The sequence below is a fragment of the Roseovarius mucosus DSM 17069 genome (genome assembly GCF_000768555.3).
Lineage (GTDB): Bacteria > Pseudomonadota > Alphaproteobacteria > Rhodobacterales > Rhodobacteraceae > Roseovarius > Roseovarius mucosus.
In genome coordinates this window covers 82,683-88,682 of the sequence record NZ_KN293988.1, presented here as the reverse complement: position 1 = coordinate 88,682, position 6,000 = coordinate 82,683, and the positions used below count along the sequence as shown (strand labels likewise).

Here is a 6,000-nt window from a genome sequence, read left to right as displayed (position 1 = left end):
GGACACACAAGGGCTTGAACAACCGGATCGAGGGCTCACACCGACCAACGCGAAGGCGAGAGAAGATCATGGGGCGCTTTAAGTCCCAACGACAGGCACAGAGATTCCTCGCCGCCCATGACCAGATCAACACCCTCTTCTGCCCACGCCGCTATCGTCTCACCGTCTTTTCAAACCGCCACGCACGGGCCGACGCCTTCAGCCTGTGGGACGAATATGCGCTAGAGATGACCGCATGAGCGGTCACGCCCCGCACCCTTGCGCCCACGATCACGCAACTTGGCAATGCCTTTGACGGAAATACTACTTTGTTAGTGAACGTTAGAGATGCGTACCGGTCCTGGAGTCCTGCGGTCACAATCGCGCTCGGAACATTGCAATTTTGGCCGGCACTTAATTTTTGAGGATTGAAATGACGTCTGACGGAGGCGCCTTTTCACAATGCTACGATGTGATTGTCCCAAGCCACTGAACTTTGTGCCAGTGGTTCAGAATGTGAGCCGTCCAGCGCAAGCATGCCTCCCAGACCGTCACCGAGGAGGAAACCATTCGCACGCGGCGCGAGGCCGCAGACATCGGCGCGTGCGAGCGCGCCGAGGAAGCGACCCTCGGGCGAGAAGCGGTGCAGCCGTCCGCCGCGTGGAGAGGTGATGGCCACCTGCGCGCCATCCCCGCTGAAGGCGACGCTGCCGGCATAGCCCTGCATGGCGATTTCTGCACCCAACGGTGCCTCGGCCAATAGAGGCTCACCGCCGCGCCGGTGCAGGCCGAGGAGTGGCGGTGCGGCACCGTCTGCGCCTTCCCACTGCATGGCAAAGGCCAACAGCCCGTCGTCGCGCAGAGCAAGATGCCGGATGGAATTGTGATGCAGGTTATTGGGCAGTTCCACCCGCTCTAGCAGGTCACCCGCGAAGTCGAGATAGCTCAGGTTCGGGCGCATCGTGTCGATATTGAGCTTGGTGCGGTCCGTGCTGTCGGTGGCAATGCCGCCATTGGCAACCGCCAACGTGGCCCCATCGGGCAGGAGGCATATCTCATGTGGTCCAATGCCGCCCGAAGAAAACTCTCCGATCCGTCGATAACCTACCGCCACGTCCCAGACGCCAACGCGCCCCGCGCTAGTGGCGCTTTCCTGCTCCGCGGTGAAGAGCCGCGTGCCGTCGCGGTCATAGCAGCCATGACCGTTGAACTGACGACCCTCGGGTGGGCGTAGGTATTGGCGCACTCTGCCTGTCACGCAGTCGATCACGAGCGCATAGGTACCCGGACGTCGGGCAAAGGCAACCGCTTCGGCGTGGATGGGGTGGCCTGCCCCTGCGTGGCCGCGCGCGGGCAGGGCAATTATAAATAGGCTTAGCCCATTCCCATCCAGCCCGTGCAACGCAAAGCTTCCCGAAGCGTCGCGGGCTGCCGCCAGATAGGCTGGATTGCCTGCTGCTGCCCAGCCGAGATGCGGCGTGGCCCCCGTCGCGAGAAGCGAGGCGATAAAGGCGCGGCGCGTGGTCATGGCTTTAGTCTCCGTCCTGTGCGTTGAAGCCCGGTGCGATCCCGAGTCGTGTGCCGATCTCTTCGGCGATGGCCTCATGTAGGGCCTTGACCGCCTGTTGCAGCACCTCGACGCGCAGCCGCGCTTGCGGGTAGGTGACATCCTGAAAGGAAGGGTCCTTGATCGCTTCGGCGGTCTTCTCCAATTGCACCAGCGCGGCGTCGCTCTTGGGCAGATCCCAATCGGCAAGCGCGGTCGCCAGACTATGCGCGGCCTGCGCGGCGAGCCACACTTGCCTCAGGCTGCGGCCCGAGCGGCGTGCCTCGGCCAACGCCGGGCGCGGGCGCGCGAATGTCCCCAATGGCAGGCCGAGCCGCTTGTTCGCGGTGAACTCCAGCGTGCTCAGGACTTGCGTGTAGAGCGCGCGTTGCGCTTCAGCTGTCATTGTTCCCTAATTAATCAGAATCCGGCCTGAAATTGTCCCATGGAATCAATAGTGATTTGTACCCTTAATTTTAATATTGTACCGTTAATTACCATACTGTACCCTTAATTGCCAGACGGTTGAAACTGTGGATAACCTAACCGCTTCGTGTAGCGCGCCAACAGATATTGCCCTTCTAGGGAGCGTAAAACGTTTAGTGTCGGCCTGCAGTACGGGCTGTGGAAATATTGTAATTAGGGGTACAATCTCGCCCCAAATCGCCCTGAATCCACAGAATCTGATTAATTAGGGTACAGTGACACCCGGCGTGGGCGGAACGGCGCAGCAGTCGGCCGGAAGGGGTGAGGACAGCGGAATATCCGAGCCCCACCAGCAACCAGGCTGTCAGAAGGATGGACCAGCCAAGGCCCGCTCCAAGGACCGTCAACGCCAGACCGACCAGAGTAGCCACCATCAGCGTGGCTCCGCCGAACATCACGGGCCGGTCCGGCAACACATCGAGAACACGCGGCAGGACCAGCGCGGCGATCATCGACCCTGCGCCGAAGGCGAACATCGTCCAGGCCAGAGCACTTTCCGAAAGGCCGAGCGAGCCGCGCACAAGAACGACGGTATTGACCAGCACCATCGCACCTGCCGCCGCCGCCGCGAGGTTCAATGCCAAGAGCCCGCGCAAGCGGGGCGTGGCCAGATAGATGCGGATGCCGCGCGTAGTGCGGTCATAGACACCGCGCGGCTCGGATGGGCGGGGACTGGGCAGCACGACCGAAACAACCAGAAGGGCCGATGCGGCGAAACCGAGGACCGTGCCGAGGAAAAGCGAATTGTAGGACATCACCGCGAGCAGAAGGGCCGCCAGCGTCGGGCTGACGATGTTTTCCAGATCGTAGGCCAGCCGCGACAGCGACAGCGCGCGGGTATAGCGCGCCTCTTCGGGCAGAACGTCCGGGATCGTCGCCTGAAAGGTCGGCGTGAAGGCGGCGGAAGCCGATTGAAGAAGGAAGATCAGGACGTAGATCTGCCAGACCTCGGTCACGAAGGGCAGTGCGAGCGCGACACCGGCACGCACCAGATCGAGCGTCACCAGAAGCGCGCGGCGCGGCACGCGGTCTGCGAAAGCCCCTGCAATGGGCGCGATGCCCACATAAGCAACCATCTTGATGGTGAAGACTGTGCCGAGGACCAGCGCCGCCCCGTCGCCCGAAAGATCAAAGGCGAGCAGGCCGAGTGCGACTGTGGCGAGTCCGGTACCCAGAAGGGCTACGACCTGTGCCAGAAACAGGTGCCGATAAGTGCGGTCGGAGAGAATATCGAGCATGGTCAGCCTCAGAGATATCGGGCGATCGCCCGCAACTCGGCGCGATCAGTTTCAGAACTTTCAACGTCGATACAATGGTCCATGTGATCATGGATCAGCGCACGCTTGGCGTTCGTCACGGCCTTTTCGACCGCTTGCATCTGCTGAGCAATCTCCAGACAGGGTTTGCCCGCCTCGATCATTTCGATCACGGCGCGCAAATGGCCGTCAGCGCGTTTCAGCCGGGCGACAAGGGCGGGATGGGTTGCATGGACTGGATGTTTTGTCATAAAGTAGTTCTATCCCCCCCGGGAGGATAGAACAAGATGGTGCCACGACGCACCACGCTAGAGACGGGCAGACGGGCAGATCCTATGGATACCTTGAGGACAGTTGTAAACGCCGCGTTTGCGACACTCTTATGTTTGGCCGTACTCCTCTGGTCTGTGGTGCCCGCAACCTCGCACGCACCCTCAGTCATCGGCGTCCTTCAAGAGCACGCAGAAATGGTTGCTGAGCACGGTCATTCGCATGGACTGGAAGAAGACCTCGCCTGGGCCATGCATGGACATAGCCATGACAGCATCGATCACGATCACAGTCAGGCGGTCGTGCCTGGCCCCGACCGATCGCCGCACCCGCTCGATATTTATAGAGCCGCATGGCCGTTGAGTTCGGCCACGTCGAACACCTTGCAGACATACCAAATCGAAAGACCTCCGCGCGTCTGATCGACTGCGTGCCAACAGCGCGCTGCATTCGATCATCAACACATATGCGGAGTTCAATCCATGAATACAGTCCACCAGGGCTGGACCGATCCCGGCATACGCCGGATCGTGATCCTGTCCTTCATTGCCCTTTCGGCGCTCGTCCTGGGTGCGGAAAACGCTCTTGCCCATGCCGTCACAGAAGGTGACGCAGGCTATATCCAGGAAATCTGGGGGGTGAACATCATCCCCTTCATGTATCTCGGCGCCAAACACATGGTCACGGGATACGATCACATCCTGTTCCTGCTCGGCGTCGTCTTCTTCCTCTACAAGATGAAGGATGTAGGCATCTATGTCAGCCTCTTCGCCCTCGGGCACTCGACCACGATGCTGGCCGGTGTCTGGTTCGGCTGGGGCATCAACGCCTACATCATCGACGCGATCATCGGCCTTTCGGTCGTCTACAAGGCGCTCGACAATCTCGGGGCTTATCAGCGCTGGTTTGGGTTCCAGCCGAACACCAAGGCCGCAACGCTGATCTTCGGCTTCTTCCACGGCACGGGCCTGGCCACGAAGATCCTAGACTACGAGATCGCGTCAGAGGGCCTACTGGCCAATCTTCTGGCGTTCAACGTGGGCGTCGAGCTTGGCCAGATCATGGCGCTTGCCGTGATCCTCATCGTCATGGGCTTCTGGCGGAAATCCCCAAGCTTCTTCCGCCAAGCCTACACCGCCAACGTCGTCATGATGTCCATGGGATTCATCCTCATGGGCCTGCAAATCACCGGCTACTTCGTAGCCACCTGAGAATTTAGGAGACCAAAATGTTTAACGCAAAAAAACCGAGCCTTGATGAGCTTCCCAGCTCCGCGCAGCTTATCCGTTCCACTGCCATTGCGGCGGCCAGCGCCGTTGCGATCCTTGTGACCGTCGTGCTGCCTGCCGAATACAACATCGACCCGACCGGGATCGGCGGGGTTCTCGGGCTGAGCGAGATGGGTGAGATCAAAGCCCAGCTTGCGGAGGAGGCCGAAGCCGACAGGCTGTTGGAGATCGAAGCCGAAGAGCAGTCGAGCCTTATGAACGATATCTTTGGACTTTTTGTCGGCACGGCATATGCACAGGACGCCGAAATCTGGCGTGACGAAACCACCTTTACGCTTGCACCCGGCGACAGTGCCGAGTGGAAGCTGGTCATGGAAGAGGGCCAGACGGTGGAATACCGAATGCTGGTCGATGGCGGTCGGGTGAATTTTGACATGCACGGCCACGGCGGCGGCAATTCGGTGACCTATGAAAAGGGCCGCGGTTCGACGGGCGACGAGGGCGAGATCATCGCGGCATTCGACGGCGAACACGGATGGTTCTGGCGGAATCGGGACAGCCAGCCCGCAACCGTGACTGTCCAGGTGCGCGGCGAATACACCGAATTCAAAGACGCAAGTTGACACAAGGGCAGCCACCCGCATGAAAAGATGCGGGTGGTTGCCTGGCTCCGAAACAGACCTTGGATGAGTCCGCAGTCTCGCCTCAGATTTTCCCCCGAAACCAACCTCGGGCATCTTTTGGCCAATCAGTGAGTACCCGCGTGGCAATGTCACGCCTATGTTACGGGATACTTCTTGACCTCCCCCTACTGGAAGCTTGCATAAGGATCGCATGATCTGCGTTTTCCGCCTCATTTTGATTCTTGCATTGAGCTTCGGTGCCGTGGTTGCGCCGGATGTATCGGCAGCGAATGCGGCTGAGGCAGCAATGGCTCAGATGGTGGGCGCTGAAAGCGGGGACGACCATTGCGGCGGATGCGATCCGATCGGATTTGCTGACGGGATAACCTGCGAGGGTGGGTGTACAGTCCCTTGTGGCGCGGGAACTACGGCCGGTATCGTAGCTCGTACGTCAGCGATGACGCTTGAGATGGCCTTCGGTGTTGTCATCCCGGTCGCGGGACCTGTGATCCCGATTGGCGCGGTTCCCTCCCTTGATCCATTTCCTCCCAAGCTGCCTGTCTGAACCTGATAGCGGCCTCGCTTGTTGCGGGGCCTGACCGTTGCCTTGG

General features: G+C 60.2%; 7 protein-coding genes. 3 read left to right on the top strand and 4 right to left on the bottom strand.

Features of this window, described 5'->3' with window-relative positions:
- A partial coding sequence (locus ROSMUC_RS16615) for an IS6 family transposase (protein WP_146005704.1) occupies positions 1-239 on the top strand: 239 nt, incomplete at its 5' end.
- Positions 240-436: 197 nt separating this feature from the next.
- Here the strand turns inward: ROSMUC_RS16615 and ROSMUC_RS16610 are convergent.
- From ROSMUC_RS16610 to ROSMUC_RS16595, 4 genes are all read right to left on the bottom strand, one after another.
- Complete coding sequence (locus ROSMUC_RS16610) at positions 437-1,507, bottom strand: DUF1513 domain-containing protein (RefSeq protein ID WP_037275472.1); 1,071 nt, start codon at positions 1,505-1,507, stop codon at positions 437-439.
- A gap of 4 nt (positions 1,508-1,511) precedes the next feature.
- Entirely contained in the window at positions 1,512-1,931 is a 420-nt protein-coding gene (locus tag ROSMUC_RS16605) for an imelysin family protein (protein WP_146005703.1), read from the bottom strand.
- Between the two features lie 193 nt (positions 1,932-2,124).
- Positions 2,125-3,249: an MFS transporter gene (locus ROSMUC_RS16600; protein ID WP_281256636.1), complete on the bottom strand. Its 1,125-nt coding sequence runs from the start codon at positions 3,247-3,249 to the stop codon at positions 2,125-2,127.
- An 8-nt stretch (positions 3,250-3,257) separates the two neighbouring features.
- Positions 3,258-3,518: a metal-sensing transcriptional repressor gene (locus tag ROSMUC_RS16595; RefSeq protein ID WP_007120627.1), complete on the bottom strand. Its 261-nt coding sequence runs from the start codon at positions 3,516-3,518 to the stop codon at positions 3,258-3,260.
- A gap of 501 nt (positions 3,519-4,019) precedes the next feature.
- Here ROSMUC_RS16595 and ROSMUC_RS16590 point away from each other — a divergent pair.
- Both ROSMUC_RS16590 and ROSMUC_RS16585 read left to right on the top strand, forming a co-directional pair.
- Entirely contained in the window at positions 4,020-4,748 is a 729-nt protein-coding gene (locus ROSMUC_RS16590) for a HupE/UreJ family protein (RefSeq protein ID WP_009820205.1), read from the top strand.
- A 17-nt stretch (positions 4,749-4,765) separates the two neighbouring features.
- Complete coding sequence (locus tag ROSMUC_RS16585) at positions 4,766-5,389, top strand: hypothetical protein (RefSeq protein WP_037275469.1); 624 nt, start codon at positions 4,766-4,768, stop codon at positions 5,387-5,389.
- Positions 5,390-6,000: the final 611 nt, after the last annotated feature.

Bases quoted from the DNA above. Each gene is read 5' to 3' on its own strand.
- ROSMUC_RS16595 (WP_007120627.1), bottom strand. From the start codon at position 3,518: ATGACAAAACATCCAGTCCATGCAACCCATCCCGCCCTTGTCGCCCGG.
- ROSMUC_RS16590 (WP_009820205.1), top strand. From the start codon at position 4,020: ATGAATACAGTCCACCAGGGCTGGACCGATCCCGGCATACGCCGGATC.
- ROSMUC_RS16610 (WP_037275472.1), bottom strand. From the start codon at position 1,507: ATGACCACGCGCCGCGCCTTTATCGCCTCGCTTCTCGCGACGGGGGCC.
- ROSMUC_RS16600 (WP_281256636.1), bottom strand. From the start codon at position 3,249: ATGCTCGATATTCTCTCCGACCGCACTTATCGGCACCTGTTTCTGGCA.
- ROSMUC_RS16605 (WP_146005703.1), bottom strand. From the start codon at position 1,931: ATGACAGCTGAAGCGCAACGCGCGCTCTACACGCAAGTCCTGAGCACG.
- ROSMUC_RS16585 (WP_037275469.1), top strand. From the start codon at position 4,766: ATGTTTAACGCAAAAAAACCGAGCCTTGATGAGCTTCCCAGCTCCGCG.